The 20,377-nt window shown below is 40.2% G+C and carries 8 protein-coding genes; 4 read left to right on the forward strand and 4 right to left on the reverse strand.

What is annotated here, in order from left to right; translation table 11 throughout:
- Nucleotides 1-14 precede the first annotated feature (14 nt).
- On the reverse strand, nt 15-2,417 hold the full coding sequence (locus EYS08_RS20180; protein ID WP_165456528.1) for a carboxypeptidase-like regulatory domain-containing protein: 2,403 nt from the start codon (nt 2,415-2,417) through the stop codon (nt 15-17).
- Between the two features lie 465 nt (nt 2,418-2,882).
- On the opposite strand from EYS08_RS20180, the gene EYS08_RS20185 reads away from it, so the two are divergent.
- The 3 genes from EYS08_RS20185 (at nt 2,883) to EYS08_RS20195 (ending at nt 7,525) form a co-directional block, all read left to right on the forward strand.
- Entirely contained in the window at nt 2,883-4,886 is a 2,004-nt protein-coding gene (locus EYS08_RS20185) for an alpha-L-arabinofuranosidase C-terminal domain-containing protein (RefSeq protein ID WP_131031810.1), read from the forward strand.
- Between the two features lie 13 nt (nt 4,887-4,899).
- Nucleotides 4,900-6,441: an alpha-N-arabinofuranosidase gene (locus tag EYS08_RS20190; protein WP_244216004.1), complete on the forward strand. Its 1,542-nt coding sequence runs from the start codon at nt 4,900-4,902 to the stop codon at nt 6,439-6,441.
- 148 nt (nt 6,442-6,589) lie between these two features.
- Nucleotides 6,590-7,525: a glycoside hydrolase family 43 protein gene (locus EYS08_RS20195; protein WP_131031811.1), complete on the forward strand. Its 936-nt coding sequence runs from the start codon at nt 6,590-6,592 to the stop codon at nt 7,523-7,525.
- 463 nt (nt 7,526-7,988) lie between these two features.
- Here the strand turns inward: EYS08_RS20195 and EYS08_RS20200 are convergent, their stop codons facing one another.
- From EYS08_RS20200 to EYS08_RS20210, 3 genes are read right to left on the reverse strand one after another with little or no spacing between them, the layout of a single operon-like run.
- Nucleotides 7,989-10,334, reverse strand: coding sequence for a glycoside hydrolase family 127 protein (locus tag EYS08_RS20200; RefSeq protein ID WP_131031812.1), 2,346 nt, complete (start codon nt 10,332-10,334; stop codon nt 7,989-7,991).
- A gap of 14 nt (nt 10,335-10,348) precedes the next feature.
- A complete protein-coding gene (locus EYS08_RS20205; RefSeq protein ID WP_131031813.1) occupies nt 10,349-11,218 on the reverse strand; it encodes a sialate O-acetylesterase in 870 nt (289 codons plus the stop codon).
- A gap of 2 nt (nt 11,219-11,220) precedes the next feature.
- Entirely contained in the window at nt 11,221-12,549 is a 1,329-nt protein-coding gene (locus EYS08_RS20210; protein ID WP_131031814.1) for a rhamnogalacturonan acetylesterase, read from the reverse strand.
- 702 nt (nt 12,550-13,251) lie between these two features.
- Between EYS08_RS20210 and EYS08_RS20215 the strand changes: the two genes are divergently transcribed.
- Entirely contained in the window at nt 13,252-20,376 is a 7,125-nt protein-coding gene (locus tag EYS08_RS20215; RefSeq protein ID WP_244216005.1) for a type I polyketide synthase, read from the forward strand.
- Nucleotide 20,377 lies beyond the last annotated feature (1 nt).

Genomic DNA, 20,377 nt, shown 5'->3' on the forward strand with positions numbered 1-20,377 from the left:
AATCGATTCATGGTTTATTGAACTTTATAGACTGTTTTCGCCGATACAGCCACCCCTTTATCAGTAATTCCATCGGCTTTGATCAAAATATCGGCTTTGTTATCTCCGTTAAAATAAGTGATAGTTGCTTCGCCATTTTCATTGGTTTTTACAGCTGGTGTCCAGAAAATAGTAGTACGTAAATCTTTATTTGGTGTTGCCGGACTGCTATAATTTGGCGAATAAAAAGTCCTTGCGGCATAATAACCGTTTAAATTTAGGTTTAGCAAATCTAGATTTGGTCCGCGCAAAGCCTCATCTTTTAAATTAAGGCTGATGAGGTACACATCTTTTCCACTGCTGTTTAGCAAATGCTGAATTCTAACCTGGTTAATCTGATCCATGGTTAAACTGTAGTAATCCAAGCGCTCAGTAAAGAGCTCTTCTCTATTGTTTACTTTAATAACCGGCCTAACTTTTTTTCCATTGGCGATAAAGGTGACTCCTTCATTTCCCAGCGTATCGTTATCTTCTGCCGGATAACTTCCTTTGGCCTTTGTTAACAGAAAATGCTCCAATCCTTTGTAAGAATAATCGGCTGCTGTAATGTTGAAAACTTCCTCAGGATACCCAAATGAAGTAAGTACATCCTGAAACAGAACCACCTTGTTATTCTGGGCGGCCTTAATTTCAATATCGTTTAAACTGATCGAATCGCCAAACTTGTAAGTGCGGTTATAATCCATGCGTTTACCGATTTCTACATTCAAGGTGTTCGAAATTCCAGATGAGATTGTTTTTAACGGCGCTAAATTTAAAGGTTTAATCAGCGTATCGATCTGCAGCCAACCACCCTTTTTCCCTTTATCATCTTTTGATGAAATTTTTACCGTTTGATTGCCATACCAAGTGAGTCCATCCAGAAAATAACGTCCGTTCTGATCGGTTTTCGTAGTATAGATTTTATTACCTGTAAAGTTGGTACCAAACAGGGTGATATTCATATTCGGAATGGGTTTATCGGCCAGTTTCTCTTTTACCAATCCTTTAATTGTGATGCCAGGCTCAGGTAAACAACTTATTTTAATAGCCGAATCGGCCAGTTTTCTCCAGATATAATCTCTCCAGCCCTGGGTAAGCAACAATAAGTCGAGCTGTTTTAAACGAGATGGATTTTTAGCATCAAAATATTGTGCAGCGTTTTTAATATCTCCCTTTAATTCCGATTGTAGCATCAAATACGAAACAATATCATTTCCATCATCTGGAATAAGCCCATCAACAGCAGCTAAGGAAAATGCCGTTTTAGCTGGCTGACCAAGAAAATTGGTCGCTTTTACCTTAATAATCACTTTTTCTCTTGGTTTATAAGCTGCTTTGTTTGGGCTTATTGAGAAATTGACCTTATTTTCGTCTTGTATAAAAATAAGCCGTTCACAGTTAGGCCTGTTCTGGTCATCTAGCAGGGTTATGCTTGCAATACCATTCGGAAAACCTTTTGTTGGGATAGATACCGATACTATAGCTTTACTTAATTTGATCGATCCGGAATAAATATTATCGCCTGCATGTTTAATTACAAGCGAAATGCTTTTATCCTTCAACTCGCCGAACATTAACTCGTTAGCACTAATACTTGCTTTGATATTTAAAGAATCGGTAGTAATATGTAATGAGAGGCCTTTTTTAAGGCTTAAGGGCATTTCTGATGTAAATTTTTCTTTGCCATAAAAGCCCTCAACCTTATATTTCTCATCTGCTTTTGGCGTAAAAGCAAAAATGCCCATACCTGCATCGGTACTTTGAAAGGCAGTTACGGTATCTCCTTTTGATGAGATTACACTTCCTGTGGCTTTAATCCCATTTCCAATGTCATCATTGGTTTTAAAGGCTACAATACTGCTTAATCCTTCAACCAGCGAACCACCCTCCGGGAAAAAGGCAATGGATTTTTTTGAATTGGAAATATCGTTTTTTTTGACCGGATTTCGGGTAAAATAAGAAGCGTTTTCAATAATGTTATTGCTAATGTGAATCCGTTTTTGAAAAACAAAATCATCGCCAAAGTTTCGCATCCAATTGGTGTAAGCCCTAATGGCGTACCAACCAGAAGGAATAGAATCTTTCAGTTTAAAATCTCCCTTTCCTAGTCCACCATCCAACCTGATCATTTTCCGGTCTAAAACTTCCGATTTTGGCGAAAGCAGCTCCACATATAAATTATTGCTGGTAGCGGTTAAACTGCTGCTTTTTCCATTTACCAAATAGGCGCTAAACCATACATCTTCGCCAGTGCTGTAATAACTGCGGTCTACCTGTAGGTATGATTTCTCAAAAAAGAGTTTAACCAATTGTTTATCTGTAACTTTTTGTTGCGCCGAACCACAAAGTGTTGCTGCGCTTAAAAAGCCAAGCAAAGTATATTTTTTAAGATTCATAGTTCTTTTATCAAGCATGTGAACCAGCTATTTCGCACATAAAAGCCCTACTGAATAAAATAGTCAATATTTGAATATTGAAAAAACGAAGGCTCATCATGTGTTATTGGTTAGCGGATCATAACAGCCGTTGGTAGCAGCCATAAATGATTCATGTCGAATGTAAATAGTATATCCCTAAGGTGCATCCTGTAGTATCCTGCTTTTTGACGATGACAATATGTTATAAGAAAGATTTTAGAGGTTTTTGCTAAATAAATTTTAAACATCAAGTAAAAAGTTACTTTACTAAACCCTTTTACTACCTTAATCCATATTTGAGATTCTTCCATCATTTTCCCCAGTGCTAAGATTGTAGAATTTACCAACAAAATCGTAGATGGATAAAAAAATAAATGTTTAGATAACGTTTATTATTTTAAATATTTTACTTTTACCATTAGGATCTTCCAAATATTAAACCGTATGAAATTAAATTACCCTGTAAAAAGTGTGTTTTCGGCATGCCTGGCGTATGCAGCAATTGGAATCGGGTACACTTCCGAAGTACAGGCACAAACTGCAAAAGTGATCAAAGTTAAAACAGACCACTCCATTGCCAAGGTGCAGCCCAATATGTGGGGCGTTTTTTTTGAAGACATCAACTTTGGCGCCGATGGCGGCATTTATGCCGAACTGATCAAAAACCGCTCATTTGAATTTGCAAAACCGCTGATGGGCTGGACTTTTCAACCAAAAAAACCACAGGAAGGCGAGATATTGGTGGTGAACCGGAAAGAGGTGAACACCGCCAATCCACGGTATTTACAGGTAAAAAAACAAACCGACGATTTTGAACTTGTAAACGAAGGTTTTAAAGGCATGGGCGTAAAAAAAGGCCTGCGTTACGATTTTTCTGTGATGTACCGTCAATCAACTCCTGGGGTTAAACTTGTACTCCTGTTAAAAGATGCGAACAATAAAGTTATCGGACAGGGAAGTTTAACACCCGACCAAACGGGTAGCGACTGGAAAAAACAGTCGGCAAGTTTCACCGCTACCGAAACCGATCCAAAAGCAAAATTTGCCATTGGGTTCCAGGGAAAAGGAAATATCGATCTGGATATGATTTCGTTATTTCCCAGCGACACCTGGAAAAACCGTCCGCAGGGGTTAAGGGCCGATATGGTACAGTTACTTGCTGACATGAAGCCCGGTTTTATCCGTTTCCCCGGTGGCTGCATTGTAGAAGGAACCGATCTGGCCAACCGTTATCAGTGGAAAAAAACCATCGGCCCCATCGAAAACAGACAACTGTTGATGAACCGCTGGAATATTGAATTTGCACACCGACCTGCACCTGATTATTACCAGAGTTTTGGGTTAGGTTTTTTCGAATATTTCCAGCTGGCAGAAGATATAGGATCTGATGCCCTTCCGATACTAAATTGCGGCATGGCCTGTCAGTATAATTCAGCCGAAGTGGCTTCACTTGACGAGCTCGATCCCTATGTTCAGGATGCGCTGGACCTGATCGAATTTGCCAATGGCGATGTAACTACCAAATGGGGAAAAATGAGGGCAGATCTTGGTCATCCAAAACCTTTCAATTTAAAAATGATGGGTGTTGGAAACGAAAACTGGGGCCCACAGTACCTGGAAAGACTAGCGATTTTCACCAAGGCCATAAAAGCCAAATATCCGGATTTTAAACTGATCTATAGCTCTGGCACCGGTCCTGATGGCGATCGGTTTGACTTATTGAATACCACTTTAAGAAGCAATAATGCCGATTTTATCGATGAACACTATTACCGCCCAGCTGATTGGTTTTTGAAAAATGCCGGGCGTTACGATACCTATCCAAGAAACGGATCGAAGGTTTTTGTTGGTGAATATGCCGTCCATGCAGACAATAGTATAATTGGAAGTAACCGCAACAACTGGCAAAGTGCCTTAGCTTCGGCTTCGTTGATGACAGGCTTGGAGCGCAATGCCGATGTGGTACAGATGGCCTCTTATGCGCCTCTTTTTGCCCATATCGATGCCTGGCAATGGGCACCTGATATGATCTGGGTAGATAACCTGAAATCGTACGGAACACCCGATTATTATGTACAGAAACAGTTTTCTACGAATAAAGGAACCGATGTGGTTTCGGTTACACTCGATGAAAAGAACATTATCGGTCAGGACGGACTTTACGCTTCTGCGGTAACCGATCAGACAAAAAAAGAACTGATCATTAAAATTGCCAACAATTCCGATCAGGCACAAAACATAGATTTCGACCTGGAAGGAAAAATGAAACTAAAGAGTAAGGCCACCAATGAGGAAATAGCCAGCAGTAACCTAAATCAACTCAACTCTTTCGAAAATCCCGAAGCGGTAAGCCCACAAAAAAGCGCTATTAACCTGAAAGGCAAAAAACTCAACATCACTTTAAAACCTTATTCTTTTAACGTTATCAAAATCCCATTTAACCAATAGATTTAACGAGATCATGATGAAAAAACTTATCTTATCTGCGGCTGTATTCTGCAGTTCTATTTTAGTGCACGCACAAAGCGAAACCCAGTTAACCATTAAACCTGCTGGTGATCAGATGGTTAGCAAGCACATTTACGGTCATTTTTCCGAGCATTTGGGCCGCTGTATCTATGATGGTTTTTGGGTGGATGAAAATTCGACTATTCCCAATAAAGGAAGAATCCGTTTAGATATTGTAGATGCTTTAAAGAAGATAAAAGTTCCAAACCTGCGTTGGCCAGGCGGCTGTTTTGCCGATGAATACCATTGGAGAGATGGCATAGGGCCGAGAAATCAACGTCCGAAAATGGTAAATACCAACTGGGGCGGCGTAACTGAAGACAATAGTTTTGGTACACACGAATTTCTAGACCTCTGTCAGATGCTCGATTGCGAACCTTACATTGCAGGCAATGTAGGCAGCGGAACCGTTGAAGAAATGGCCAAATGGGTTGAATACCTGAACTTTGATGGTGTAAGCCCGATGACGGCCATCCGCAGCCAAAATGGTAGAGAAAAACCATGGAAAGTTTCCTTCTGGGGTGTGGGTAACGAAAGCTGGGGTTGCGGAGGAAACATGACACCTGCTTATTATTCTGATTTATACCGCAGGTATGCCACTTATGCACGTAATTATCCGGGCGCTCCGCTAAAAAGAATTGCCAGCGGCGCAAACTCCGACGATTACAACTGGACAGAAACCTGCATGAAAAACATCGGCGACCAGATGTGGGGATTAACTTTACACTATTACACCATTCCAACAGGAAACTGGGGCAAAAAAGGATCGGCTACCAAATTTGATGAGGCACAATATTTTTCGACCATGAAAAACTGTTTAAAAATGGAAGAACTGGTAACCAAACACTCAGCAATAATGGATAAATACGATCCTAAAAAGAAAGTGGCTTTAGTGGTTGACGAATGGGGAATCTGGACGGATGTAGAACCTGGAACAAACCCTGGTTTCTTGTATCAACAGAACAGTTTACGCGATGCTTTAATTGCTGGTACAACTTTGAATATCTTTAATAACCATTCCGATCGTGTTAAAGTAGCCAACCTGGCACAAACAATTAATGTTTTACAGGCCATAATTTTAACCGAAAAGGATAAAATGATCTTAACCCCTACTTATCATGTTTTTGATCTGTACAAAGTGCATCAGGATGCCAAATATCTACCGATTGCCTTTACCAGTCCTGATTATACTGTAGGCGATCAAAAAATTCCGGCTTTAAATGTTTCTGCCTCTCAGGATGCTAGCGGCGTTATCCATATTTCATTGGTGAATTTAGATCCGAACAAGAAAATTGCCTTAAGCACCGTTTTAGATGGGTTAAAATGGAGCTCAGTTACAGGACAGATTTTAACCTCAGCCAAACTTACCGATGTAAATACGTTTAGCGATTCGAACAAAGTGCACAATGCGAAATTTAGCGGTGCAAAAAAATCGGGCAATGCACTTAAAGTAGAATTACCTGCTCAATCTGTTGTTGTTCTCGAATTAAAATAAGCTCATGAAACAAAATAACCAGTATCATGCTGCTATTGCTTCTTCTATTCAAATGGTTAAGCGACAAGCCAGATACAAAATTGTAAATCAGCCCGTAACACGAATCCTTTTGGCGGATCTGTAATCGTTGTAGAATAAAAATAAAATGATGAAAAAACTCATATACCTTTCTATAATCTTACTATCGTTTTTTTTTAATGCCCAGGCACAATCGAAAAAGGATGTTTATCTCTTTGCCTATTTTAAAGGTAATGGGGAAGACGGGTTGCATCTGGCCTATAGTAACGATGCATACAAATGGACCGCGCTTAAAAATGATCAATCGTTCCTTACGCCCAAGGTAAGTAAAGATAAACTGATGAGAGATCCTTGCATTATCCGAGGGGCTGATGGCTTATTTCACATGGTTTGGACAGTAAGTTGGAAAGATAAAGGTATCGGTTATGCCAGTTCGAAAGACCTGATTAACTGGAGCGAGCAGCAGTTTTTACCGGTAATGGCTAAAGAAGATAGTGCGAGAAATACCTGGGCACCTGAAATCACTTACGATAGCCATACCAAGACCTATATGATATATTGGGCCACAACTATTACGGGTAAGTTTAATGAAACGGCCTCAACTGAAGAAAGCGGTTACAATCACCGTATGTATTACGTTACCACCAAAGATTTCAAAACCTATTCGGAAACCAAACTGCTTTACGATCCGGGTTTTAATGTGATTGATGCTACTATTGTAAAAAACGGGAAACAGTTTATCATGTTTTTAAAAGACGAGACCCGCGAGCCTGCCCAAAAGAATATCAAAATAGCTTATGCCGATCAATTGGTTGGTCCTTACAGCAAGGCGGGAAATCCAATTACGGGAAATTATTGGGCCGAAGGACCAACAACTTTAAAAATCGACAATAATTGGATGGTGTATTTTGATAAGTACCGCGACCATAAATATGGCGCAATCCAATCTGCAGATTTAAAAAACTGGACTGATGTTTCCGATAAAATCTCCTTACCAAAAGGTTTAAGACACGGAACCATATTAAAAATTAAGGAAAAAGAACTAGAAATCTTATTAAAGCAATAGGGGTTAAGAAAACGAAATAATACCTGATGCTCCGTGGTCTGTGTCCGCACAGACCACATTGTTAAACCGCATCAATTTACCCCACCACGCGTCATGCTGAACTCGTTTCACTGCGTAGCTTTCCGCTTCGCTACAAGTCAGCATCTTTATAGTCTATACATATCCACTTCAAAAACCTTCCTCATAGATCCTGAAACAAGTTCAGGAAGACGACCGCCTTGGGTAATCCCCGTAGTCTGTGTCTCATAGACTACTATGATAAACCCCCTCTACGCATCATGCTGACTTGTTTTACTGCTTAGCTTTCCGCTTCGCTACAGGTCAGCATTATAGTCTATACATATCCATTTCAAAAACCTTCCTCATAGTTCCTCAAACAAGTTCAGGAAGACGATCGCGTTGAATAACGTTGATGGTCTGTGAGGACACAGACCACGGAATAAGACGAAATGACGCCAGCTATCTATTTCACCAACCTCACTTCATATATATTTGCAATAGCTGATCCCTGATCGGCAACAAATTTTACTTCTAAACCTGCTTTTAATAGTTCTTTGGGGATTAGGTATTCCTGGGTATAAAAAGTATCACCTTTGTTTCCATCCAGCTTTACATTTTCAATTACAACGCCATTAATCAAAATAGAAAAGTTTTTATTCTTTTCTTTTCCGTAATAAGTTAAACTCATCTTGGTGGCCAATAAATCTCTGTTTTTAAGCATATAACTAAACCATGCTTTCCCATTTCTAAAATGCCTTTCCTGATACGTTCCGTTATCGGTTTGTTCACCCTTAAAATTGTGATCCGATTCTGGCTGCTGCTCTCCAGTATTGATCAGATCGACGGTTCGCTGTTCCGTTTTCATCTTTTCTTCTTCAGCCAACTTAATCGCCTTTGCACGTTCTGGCAATGCCTCTGTGCTGCTGTAAGGGAAATAAACCACATAGCGCTTTTCGGCCAGGGTGTAAAAAGGAACCAGTTTTAAAGATTTGTATTTTGGCTGATAGATGGCATTTTGAGCACTGAAAGTTAAACTGTTTTTATCAATCAAAGTAATTTCATTTGCTAAGGTATTTTTAGCTCCTGTAACGAGTGGTGCATCGCTGATCGGGAATAATGGCCCTGAAGCAATATGCCCCATCCTACTGCCATCAGCTAATAAATTAGGTTGATTTAATGTATCCATCGCTGCAGCGAGCACAACCGGGCCACGAAGAAAGGCCACCCAATCAGAACCATCGGGCATAAACTCAGTGGTGGTGTGCATTGGCAATGAAATGTTAATCACATCACCCGTAGCCCAAACACGATCGATACTGGCATACCCATTTGTTTCGCTTTTAACCGTTACTTTTTTCCCATTGACGAGCACAGTCATTTTTCCCTTTTCCACCCAAGCCGGCTGACGAAGACGTAGGGCAAAACGTTGCTTGTGCTTTAACTGAAGTTTGATTGTGGTATTTTCTGCATCAGGAAAAAGTGTTTGTTGTGTAAGCTGAATACCTTTTTCCTTCCAGTTTAAGGTAGAAGGTATGAAAAGGTTTACATACACATCATTCTTGCCATGAGCATATATCAGCTCTCCATATTTACCATGGTTTTCCAATCCCGAGCCTACACAGCACCAAAAACTCTCCTGTGGACTCGAGTAAGTACGGTAATGCCCCGGCCGCATCGGTGTAAAATATACAAAACCACCTTTTGGCCGCTGCGAAGAAAGGATATGATTGTAAAGCGTACGTTCATAATAATCAAGGAAGGTGTTCGAAGGTGAGGCCAAAAATAGCTGTTTAGTGAGCTTCAACATGTTGTAAGAATTGCAGGTTTCAGGGCCTTCCCGCGATTCGGTCATCGAAGAAAAGTTATTGGCAGGATGAAAGTGCTCTCTAACACTATTTCCACCTATGGCCACTGTTCTATGCTCTACTACTGTTTTCCAAAAGAAAGCAGCCGCATTTGCCCAGGAAGGGTCTTTATCCAACAAGGCGATCTGCTCAAAACCAATTACCTTTGGAATCTGCGTATTTGCATGCAAACCATTCAGCGCATCTGTATTTTTCAGCAATGGATTTAGAATGGATCGATCTGAAAACCGCTTCGCCAATTGAAGATACTTTTGATTACTCGTTATTGCATAAACATGCGCAAAAGTTTCATTCAACCCACCATGTTCGCTTTTTAGAAGTTCTTGTACTTGCTGATCAGATAAATTCGAGACCAGATCTACACACCAATCGGTGAGTTTTAGGAGCATCTGCTTTGCTTTTACATTACCTGCAACCGCATAAGCATCGTAAAGCCCTGCATAAATTTTATGGATATTGTACAAAGGAACCCATTTTCCATTCAGTGAAAAACTTGACGACTTGATGTTGCCTGCTTTGATCTCCTTCCAGATTTCTTTTCCACCTGGAATACCTGCCAAATAGCCATCGCCATTTTTTACCTGGCATTTATCCAATTCGGCAATCATGTATTCCATTCGGTCTTTAACCTTTGTATCACCAGTTGAAGCATACATTAAAGCCAGAGCAGACAAATAATGTCCGCCAATGTGCCCGTCTAAACCTGTGTTTTCCCAGTTTCCGTAAGATGCTGCTTTAGACTTTAATCCCGCCTCCCTTAAATAAGGAGCCAAAAGCTTATCCGCATCAAGCGAAAGCATATATTTTTTGTCAGTTTCCTGAGCCTGCTTAAACGGCCCTTCGAGCAAACGGACTTCCGATAAATTAAATGGCTGCAAACTCGCCTGTCCGAAAGTAGTTCCATACAGGGCGGTAAACAATACAACGGTAATTATTTTTTTCATTGTTAAATGATTGTCTATTTTAAATGTTTATTTATCTCCTCGGCCATTCTTAATCCCAGTTCCCAGGTCCCCTTGGTACCAAAATGGATATAATCTTTTGGATAACGCGTATTTTTATCACTCGCTCTTTGGCTAAGATCATCAGTGAGTATAACATAAGCATTGCGGACAGATAATGGCGTTTTAGCATTCGATGCTACTTCACGCTGTCCGTTTCGAACCTCATCTATTGATATACTCTTATTAGGTGGTGGGTAAACATACCCGTAAACAAACAGCATATTGGCTGTTTTTAAATCCTGTCTGACCCGAATAATGAATTGCTTCAAGTTTTTACCGTAGCTCTTGCTTATTTCCTCTCCTTTATCAGCATCGGATTCGCCCTGCTGCCACAACATTCCCTTAATCACAGGTTGATAACCACGTTTGACTAAACTATCCAGCCCAGATTTAACCGTACTCATAAATATCTTATATTGTAAACCTTGGTTTATTCTATCCTTTTGATCCTTCCCTGGATTCCATTGTTTATAAAGATTGGTACCACTATGTGCATGTTTTACAATGGCTATACGGGCTTTTGGACGAAGATTTTGTAATTGTGATCCAAAACCCAGTTCCGGACCAAAACGGTCGGGCGATTCTGAAGAAGCATGTAATGGAAACCATTGATCAGGTAAAAAATTACTATTAAGATGAGGTTTTCCTGAATGATAAATCAAAACCCTGCGATCAACTTTCATCGAATGATCCATATTGGACAAGTACCCTTGACCAGTTGCATTCGACTGTCCACCAATCAGATAAACTTCAATTACTGGCTTTTTTTGTCCGAAACAAGAAAAGCAAATAAAAGTTAATATTAAAATTAAATTACCTCTCATTTTTAATTCCCATCTGGCTTAACTACACTACTTTTGGGGCTCTCTGGCCAGTGCCAATCTGCAGGGTTATCTGGTTTTGCCGGATCAAATTTTGGCAGATCATCTACCAGATATTTAGCAATTGCTAATTTCTGCTCTTTAATCCCTAAGATGATACATTGCGCAATTTCATAAGCCCCATAAGGATTAAAGTGTGTGTTATCGGCCAATGCCTTATCCTGACCAGGATAACTGTTAGCAGGATAATGAACAAAGGCTTTTTTCGAAGGCTCTTCTCCCAAAGCATTAAACAAAGTCGATGTCATGGTATTCAGATCAATTAAAGCAACTTTCTCTTCGGCAGCAACCTTACGTGCAGCATCAGGAAAATCGCCAAGAGAGTTTACAATTTTTCCATCGGGGCCAAAAGACCTTCTACTGGTTGAGGTAACCACAACAGGGATTCCTCCTTTTTTCTTCACTTCCGAAATGAATATTTTTAACCTTTCGGTATACAATTTATAAGCGCCATCGTTGGGCCCTTTATCTTTTTGATCGTTATGTCCAAATTCAATAAAAAGGTAATCGCCAGGTTTCATAATACTTAAAATCTTCGTTAATCTTTTGCTCCCTAAAAATGAACCCAGTGTTAAGCCAGATTCGGCATGATTGGCAATCGCAACACCAGGTTTGAAAAAACGGGGAATCATCTGCCCCCACGATGCCCATGGCTCATCGTCCTGGTTTACTACCGTCGAGTTCCCGGCTAAGAAAACGGTAACCTGATCTTCAACCTTCCTGATTTCGAGTGCCTGTAGTGCCGTTTGATGGTCAAATTCCAAAGTCAGTTTATCATCCCAATCGAGTTTGGTAAGTTCGCGTGGTTTTAATGAAACAAGTTGTCCGCCAGCAATATGTTTATCTTTAACATTTACGATAAAAGTTTTAGTTAGCGATTGCCCAGCAGTGGTTTTTACATTTTCTAGCATCAACCTTCTTGATTCTGCTTTTACTGTGCTTAATGCAGGGCCTTTTGAATCGCCTAGTGTAACTGTCATTTTGTAGTTACCCTCTGGAACAGCTACAGAAAAATAAAAAGGTTTATCACTTTTCACCAGATCTGATGTTAAAAAATTCTTCCCATCATAATCTACCCCCTCAACTTTCGAATCAAAATCGAAACCATAACCCTTTTCTTTACCGTAAACATCAGTTGGCAAAATTGGTGTATAACCTTTAGCAACCTTTCCGGTACCAAAATCAAATTTGTAATTGACTTTTTCCTGGGCCTGGGATAGATTGACAATTAAACCAAGAAAAATGAATGGCTTAATAAACTTTTGAATGCTCATATACTTAAGGTTTGACGTAGGATCTCTTTGATGATTAAATCCATCATGATCGCTTTCCTGTAAATTTGGTTAAATAAACGTCTACCTGACATTTATTAACGAATATAAAAACAATTCCCAATTAAAATGAGAATGAACAGCATATTTAAAATTTTAGGCATTTTTTTAATAAAAGTGCGTTGTCTACAAATACAAAAAACAACAAACATTCAATTATCAATACTAATTAATACTACAAAGATAAACGATTCAAAACGCCATATAAATTTCTTCAATTTTTAATTAAAAAATTTTAAGCCTAAGAAATATTAAGCTATAAGACCAAAAACCCCATTTTACGAGCTTAAATCAATAAAAATTCAATAATTTCCAATCAAAAAAGCATAAAACTTCAACACAAAACGTATAAAATCAGTCAATTATAAAAATAAATCTGTAAATTAACCCATTATTAATACTAACTCAATATGGATAGTCTTTTTTTGTATTTGAAATTTAAATACATCACATAAAGAACCATAATTGAAAATATTAACTAGATTTTTGTTCATAAAATTCATTTTTAAATGAAAAGAGCACTTACTTTTCAAGCACTTATTCAGTTCATTCATTTATGAATTTTTAAAACAATTTGACTTAACCAAGTCGTATATTAGTCTAATTAATCATACACATTAATTGTAGCCCTAAAAAGCTGTGTTATTGCGTATTACGGCAAGCATAAAGAACCATTATGTTTCGCTTTTAGTCATCCATCAAACAGAAGAAGTAGAAAAATCTAAAGCCATGAACAAATACGCCATTATTGGAGTAACTCCCTTCGAAATCCCTGATAGTAGATTGGTTTCTAATCTACAAAAAGCCGATTGCTTTCCGGTTCTCAGTCTTGGACATCATGTAGCTGACGCCGAAAATGCGCTTCAATCAATTTTAGCATCAGGTGTCAATGATTTCGGTGTAAGCATTAATTCAGCTGCATTAGTTAACATCGATCTACCTACCGAGGTAAGTTTAATTATTGCACCTTATGATTTTGCATTAAAATGTAAAACATCAGCAAAAATCATTCTTCAGGTGTATGACCTCCAATCGGCATTGGCTGCCCAGGCAAACGGTGCCGATGGAATTATTGTAAAAGGAAATGAAGGCGCTGGCCGTGTGGCATACGAATCTTCATTTGTACTTTTTCAACGGATTATTAAAGAAATTACCGCTATTCCGGTTTGGGTTCAGGGGGGCGTAGGTATTCATACAGCGGCCTCTTTAATGGCTCAGGGTGCAGCAGGAATCATTTTAGATAGCCAACTCTCCTTATTCCCAGAATGTTCCGCTCCTGAAGATTTAAAAACTGTTTGTGGTAAATTAAGTGGAACAGAAACCAAACTGATTGATAACTGCCGCGTATTGGCCCGTCCAAATTCGCCGGCATTGGCAGAAGATATAGACTATAACGGTCTTCAAAAACATTTCAAAGGTTACGATCTGGAAACAAATTATCTTCCAATGGGTCAGGATATTACCTTATCGATAGATCTGGTTACCAAATATAAAAAGCTTGATAAGTTGATTTTTGGTATAAAAGAAGCCATTTACGGCCATTTAAAACAAGCCAAAGCCATCAATGTAATAAAGGCGGAAAACTCGCTTGCTAAAGATTTAAACATCACCTATCCTATTGCACAGGGCCCAATGACGAGGGTAAGTGACGTAGCGCCGTTTGCAGATGCGGTTTCGGAAGCTGGCGCTTTATCGTTTATTGCGTTATCCTTGCTAAAAGGGGCATCGGCAAAAAACCTGATCGAAGAAACTAAAAAACTGGCTGGCGAAAAAACCTGGGGCGTAGGTATTTTAGGTTTTGCACCACAAGAGCTTAGAGATGAGCAACAGGAATATATATTAAATGCAAAACCTCCTGTTTTACTAATTGCAGGTGGAAGGCCATCGCAGGCTAAACCCTTCGAAAAAGCAGGGATCAAAACTTTTCTCCATGTACCCTCTGCTTCTCTTTTAGATATGTTTTTAAAAGAAGGGGCTAAACGTTTTGTATTCGAAGGCCGCGAATGTGGTGGCCACGTTGGGCCCCTATCCAGCATGGTATTATGGGAAAAACAGATTGAACGTTTATTAAAAGAAGAAAATCCGGAAAGCATCAGTGTTTTCTTCGCAGGTGGTATTCACGATGCTTTTTCTACTGCATTCATTTCGGTAATGACAGCTCCTTTGGCGGCTAAAGGAATGAAAATCGGTGTATTAATGGGCACCGCTTATTTATATACCAAAGAAGCCGTAAGCACAGGCGCCATTTTAGATAAATTTCAACAGGAAGCCATGCAGGCAAACGAAACCGTACTGCTTGAAACCGCTCCAGGACATGAAACCAGGTGTTTAAATTCTCCATTTGCCACTTTCTTTAACGAAGAAAAAAAGAAACTTCAGGCAGAGGGAATGGATAAAAAAGAAATCTGGGCCAAACTTGAAACGCTAAATGTTGGCCGTTTACGTATTGCCGCAAAAGGCATAGAAAGACGTGGAGATGAACTGGTAAAAATTGACGAAACTGAACAAACTGACTTAGGCATGTATATGATCGGTCAGGTTGCACCTATGCATAAAGAAGTGATGTCATTGCTCGATCTTCACCAAGATGTAGCCGACAATAACTATACACATATTTTAGACGCCACACTTTCTTCACCTCCGGAAAATAAAGCCAAAGCACTGGATGTTGCCATTGTGGGTATGGCCTGTATTTTCCCTGGGGCCAAAAACCTCGAAGAATACTGGCGCAATATCATTCTAGGCAAAGATTCAGTAACCGAAGTACCGGATGAAAGATGGAACAAGGAGCTGTATTATAATCCAGATTCTACCGCAGGAGATATGTCGCACTCTAAATGGGGCGGTTTTATTCCAAGGATAGATTTTGACCCTTTAGAATTTGGTATTCCACCACAGTCGCTTGCGGCCATAGAGCCTACACAACTGCTTACCTTAATGATAGCCAAACAGGCTATGCAGCATGCAGGTTATGCCGATGGCGGTGTGGATAACGAAAATGTTTCGGTAATTATTGGTGCCGAAGGTGGAAACGATCTGGCCAACAGCTATAGTTTCAGAGGTTTTTACAAACAGGTTTTTGGCGAAATGCCAGCCGAAGTAGATGCCGTATTACCAAAAACAACAGAAGATTCTTTCCCAGGTATTTTAGCGAATGTAATTTCGGGCAGGATCACCAACAGATTAAACCTGGGCGGTAGAAATTATACGGTTGATGCGGCCTGTGCTTCATCTTTGGCAGCAATAGATTTGGCTTGTCAGGAGTTATTTTTAGAGAAATCGGATATGGTTTTGGCCGGTGGAGCAGATCTGCACAACGGCATTAACGATTACCTCATGTTCTCGAGCACACATGCCCTTTCTAAAAAAGGGAGGTGTGCCACTTTTGATGCCGAAGCAGATGGAATTGCCCTTGGTGAAGGGATTGCCATGATCGTATTAAAACGATATGATGATGCTTTACGCGACGGTGATACGATTTATTCTATTATTAAAGGTGTAGGTGGATCAAGTGACGGCAAAAGCCTTGGTTTAACGGCACCACGTAAAAACGGACAGGTAAATGCTTTAGAAAGGGCTTATAGCCAGGCTGGAATTACGCCATCACTGGTTGGCCTGGTAGAAGCACATGGTACGGGCACAGTGGTTGGTGATAAAACTGAAATCAGCGCATTAACCGACATGCTCAATCAATCGGGTGCAACCGCCGGACAAACGCATTTAGGCTCTGTAAAAACGCAAATTGGTCATACCAAATGTGCTGCCGGAATTGCAGGTTTGATTAAAGCATCGTTATCGGTTTACCATGGTATTAAACCACCAACCATCAATTTAAAAACACCAAATAGTTTCTATAACGCCCAAACAAGTCCATTCGCTTTTCATACCGAAGCTGGTTTATGGATGGAAGAAAAAAGATATGCTGGCGTTAGCGCCTTTGGTTTTGGGGGAACAAATTTCCATGCCGTATTGGAAAGTGCTCAGAATACCGAAAATAAAAATTCGATCTTAAAATCGTGGCCATCAGAACTGTTTGTTTTCAGGGGCGATACTTATGAGGAAGCTAAAAAGCGGGTGATTTCGGTAAAAAATCTCTTAGAACTGAACGATCAGATTGAACTGAAAGATATTGCCTATAGTTTAGCAACTGCTGATACCAAACCTGTTCAATTGAGCATTGTTGCCAATCACCCAGAAGATCTGGTAATGAAAATCGACCTTGTTTTATCTGGTGTAGAAAGCAAAGATACCTACCTCACCCAAAAACAGGATGGCAAGGTTGCTTTTATGTTCCCGGGGCAAGGCAGCCAAAGGGTAAACATGGCAAGGGATCTTTTTGTGGTTTTTCCTGAAATGAGAAAACTGCTGAAAGCTTATCCTGAATACGAAAAAATCCTGTTCCCAAACACCGTGTTTAACGAGGGTGATGCGAAAGCACAAAAAGAACGCATAAAAGATACCCGCATGGCACAACCGCTATTGGGTATTGTTGATCTTGCAATCGCTAACTTCTTAAAATCATTGGGCATTATGCCTGATATGGTTGCGGGCCACAGTTATGGCGAATTGCCTGCACTTTGTTTTGCCGGTGCTTTTGAAGAAGAAGCCCTGGTTCACCTGAGTGCAGAAAGAGCAAAATCTATTTTAAATGCAGTAGAAAACGGCGATCCGGGCACTATGCTCGCCGTGAGCGCAAAACAGGAAGACCTTGCACAATATCTTGGCGATATCAAAGACGTTTATCCGGTAAACTTTAATGCACCAACCCAATGTGTTATTGCTGGTAGTACAGCAGCTATTGGCCAGTTGGCCGCAGTATTAAAAGAAGCCAAAATATCTTTCCGTCCACTTGAAGTGGCCTGTGCCTTCCATAGTCCCTTGGTGGCCAAATCGAAACAGCTTTACCAACAAGTACTTTCTGGCGTAAACTTTAATGATCTAAAAATTCCGGTATGGTCTAACACGACAGCAAAAGAATACCCAACTGAAGCTGCCGCTATAAAAGAACGTTTGACCGACCATTTAATAAAACCTGTCCTTTTTGTTGATGAGCTTAGGGATATGTATGCAGCCGGCGCCAGGGTTTTCGTAGAAGTTGGCCCTGGCAAGGTGCTAAGTGGCTTAACCAAAGCTTGCATTGGTAAAGACGAAGTGATTTTACACACCGAAGATCAAGGTCAGAATAAACTCAGCAATCTGCTGGGCACACTGGCTGGTTATATGGCTACTGGTCGCGAAATCAAACTCGAAAAATTATTTGAAGGCCGTTCTGTTAAAAGCATCAAATTGGATGAACCTTCAATTTATAAAAAAAGTCCCGCTATCTGGTATGTGAACGGTCAACACGCTGTTCCATCAACGGGTAAACTTCCGGCCAATGGCGCATCCCCTATTACTAAACCGATTATCCTTATGAATAACATCTCTACACCAACTGAAAATCAACAGGTTAATGGCTCTGCCAAAGACTTAATGATGCAGGAGTATCTGCACAGCATGAAAATGCTGATTCAGGCACAACGCGATGTGATGCTTTCCTTTTTAGGGCAGGCTCCCGCAATGCCTTCGCAAATCATTAATCAACCTTTAACATCATACCAGGCACCTCAACCTGTCCGTATCGAAAATCAGATCACGGTAAAGCAGGAAGTGCCACAAACACAAACCATCGAAGCAATAACACCCGTGGTTGCACAAAAAGATTTAAAACTGGTGCTTTTGCAGCTAGTAAGCGATAAAACTGGCTATCCCCAAGAAATGCTGGGCATGGAAATGGATCTGGAAGCCGATTTAAGTATCGATTCGATCAAACGTGTAGAAATTATCGGTGCTTTACGTACCGAACTGGGTGGTTTCTCTCAATTAAACCTTCCGGAAGATAAAATTATGGAACAGCTTGCCGGACTTAAAACCTTAAGTAGCCTTGTAAACTGGCTTGCAGAAAACACCGAACAGCCAAAAGCGGTTAGTGCACCTGCTCCGATAGCAGTAGCAACAAGCGAGGCTGAACCTGCAAAATTTTCATTGGATCAGCTAAAATCGGCCATTCTTGATGTGGTGAGCGAAAAAACCGGTTATCCAAAAGAAATGCTGGGCATGGATTTAGATCTTGAAGCTGATTTAAGTATCGATTCGATCAAACGGATGGAAATTATCGCTTCGCTTAAAGAAAAAATCGGATTTGGTTCACAAGGCGACCAGGCTGATGATTTAATGGAAAAACTGGCTGCAATTAAAACTTTAAATGCCCTGGTTAATTGGATTGCCGACGTTGAAGCAGAAAGCTCGGAGGTGCTTACAGAAGCAAAAAAGCTTATTGAGGAGAGCATCGATGATCAAACGGTTAAAGAAAAATTATCCCGTTTAAGATTTGAGCTAACTCCTGCTGCATTGACCATTACCGAAGCAGCCATTTTAAAAGATCAGCGTTTTGCCTTAACCGATGATGGTGGCGGACAGGCGATCAAAATCAAGAAAGTGCTCGAAAAACATGGTGCCATTGCCGATCTGGTAAGTTTTGAAGACTCATTGGATGGCTATCAGGGCCTCATCATTTTGAACATGTTCGAAGCACAGCAAAAAGTAGGCATTCTCGATCATTTCGCAACGATTAAAAAACTAAATTTTGATACCGTAAAATGGGTGTATCTGATTGCGGATACCAAACAATATTTTAATGATCAATCTGATATTTCTTTCCTGAGAAATTATCAGGGTTATTCGGGCTTCTTTAAAAGTTTAGACCGCGAATACGAGCATACCAAATGCCGTTTTATCAGTCTCGAAACCAAAATGTCGCCAGATGAAATCACGAATATCACCTTAAACGAAATCCTGAATCCGGATAAACCTTCGGAGATCATTTACAACGACCATAAAAGACACATTATGGAACTTGTGCCGCATCAATTGAGTACAGAAACTGATGCGCATATCCATTTAGATAAAGATGCCGTAGTAATGGTTTTAGGTGGCGCACAAGGCATTACAGCCGAACTGATGATCCATTTTGCGAAAGATTACCCTTGCAGGTACATTTTAGTAGGCCGTTCTGCAAATCCCATCGCCTCCGCAAATGAAGCCAGTTCTTCGTTAAAAACCAAAGATGAGATCAGGCAGTACCTAATTAAACAGGGCGAAATTAAAAAACCTGCCGAAATAGAACAGGAAACCAATAGAATTTACAAAAACAACCAGATTTTACGCTGCATTGCAACTTTAGAAGAAGGTGGATCGACGGTAGTTTACGAATCGTTAGACCTTAAAGATGAAGAAGCGCTAACCCGTTTGATCAATCAGGTTTACGAAGATTATGGCCGCATAGATGGCGTGGTACATGGTGCAGGTTTATTGGAAGATAAATTGTTCCATAGTAAAACTCCTGAATCTTTCGGACGTGTTTTCGATACCAAAGTAACCCCATTAAGGGTATTGGCTGAGCAGTTAAGACCAGAAACCCAATTTGTAATTCTTTTCTCAAGCATTGCTTCTGTTTATGGAAACCGCGGGCAAACCGATTATGCAGCAGCAAACAGTGTAATGGATAAATATGCCTGGGCCTTAAAACAGAAAATTCAAGGCAAGGTAATGGCCATTAACTGGGGACCGTGGAAAGGCGCAGGTATGGTTTCGCCAACATTAGAAAAAGAATACCAACGTAGGGGAATTGCATTGATCCCTTTACAGGATGGAATGGAAACTTTCTTAAACGAACTTAAATATGGTAAAGAAAGCCAGGTATTAATCATGGCTGGAAACACCTGGACATAGA

The sequence above is a fragment of the Pedobacter kyonggii genome (assembly GCF_004310665.1).
Taxonomy (GTDB): Bacteria; Bacteroidota; Bacteroidia; order Sphingobacteriales; family Sphingobacteriaceae; genus Pedobacter; species Pedobacter kyonggii.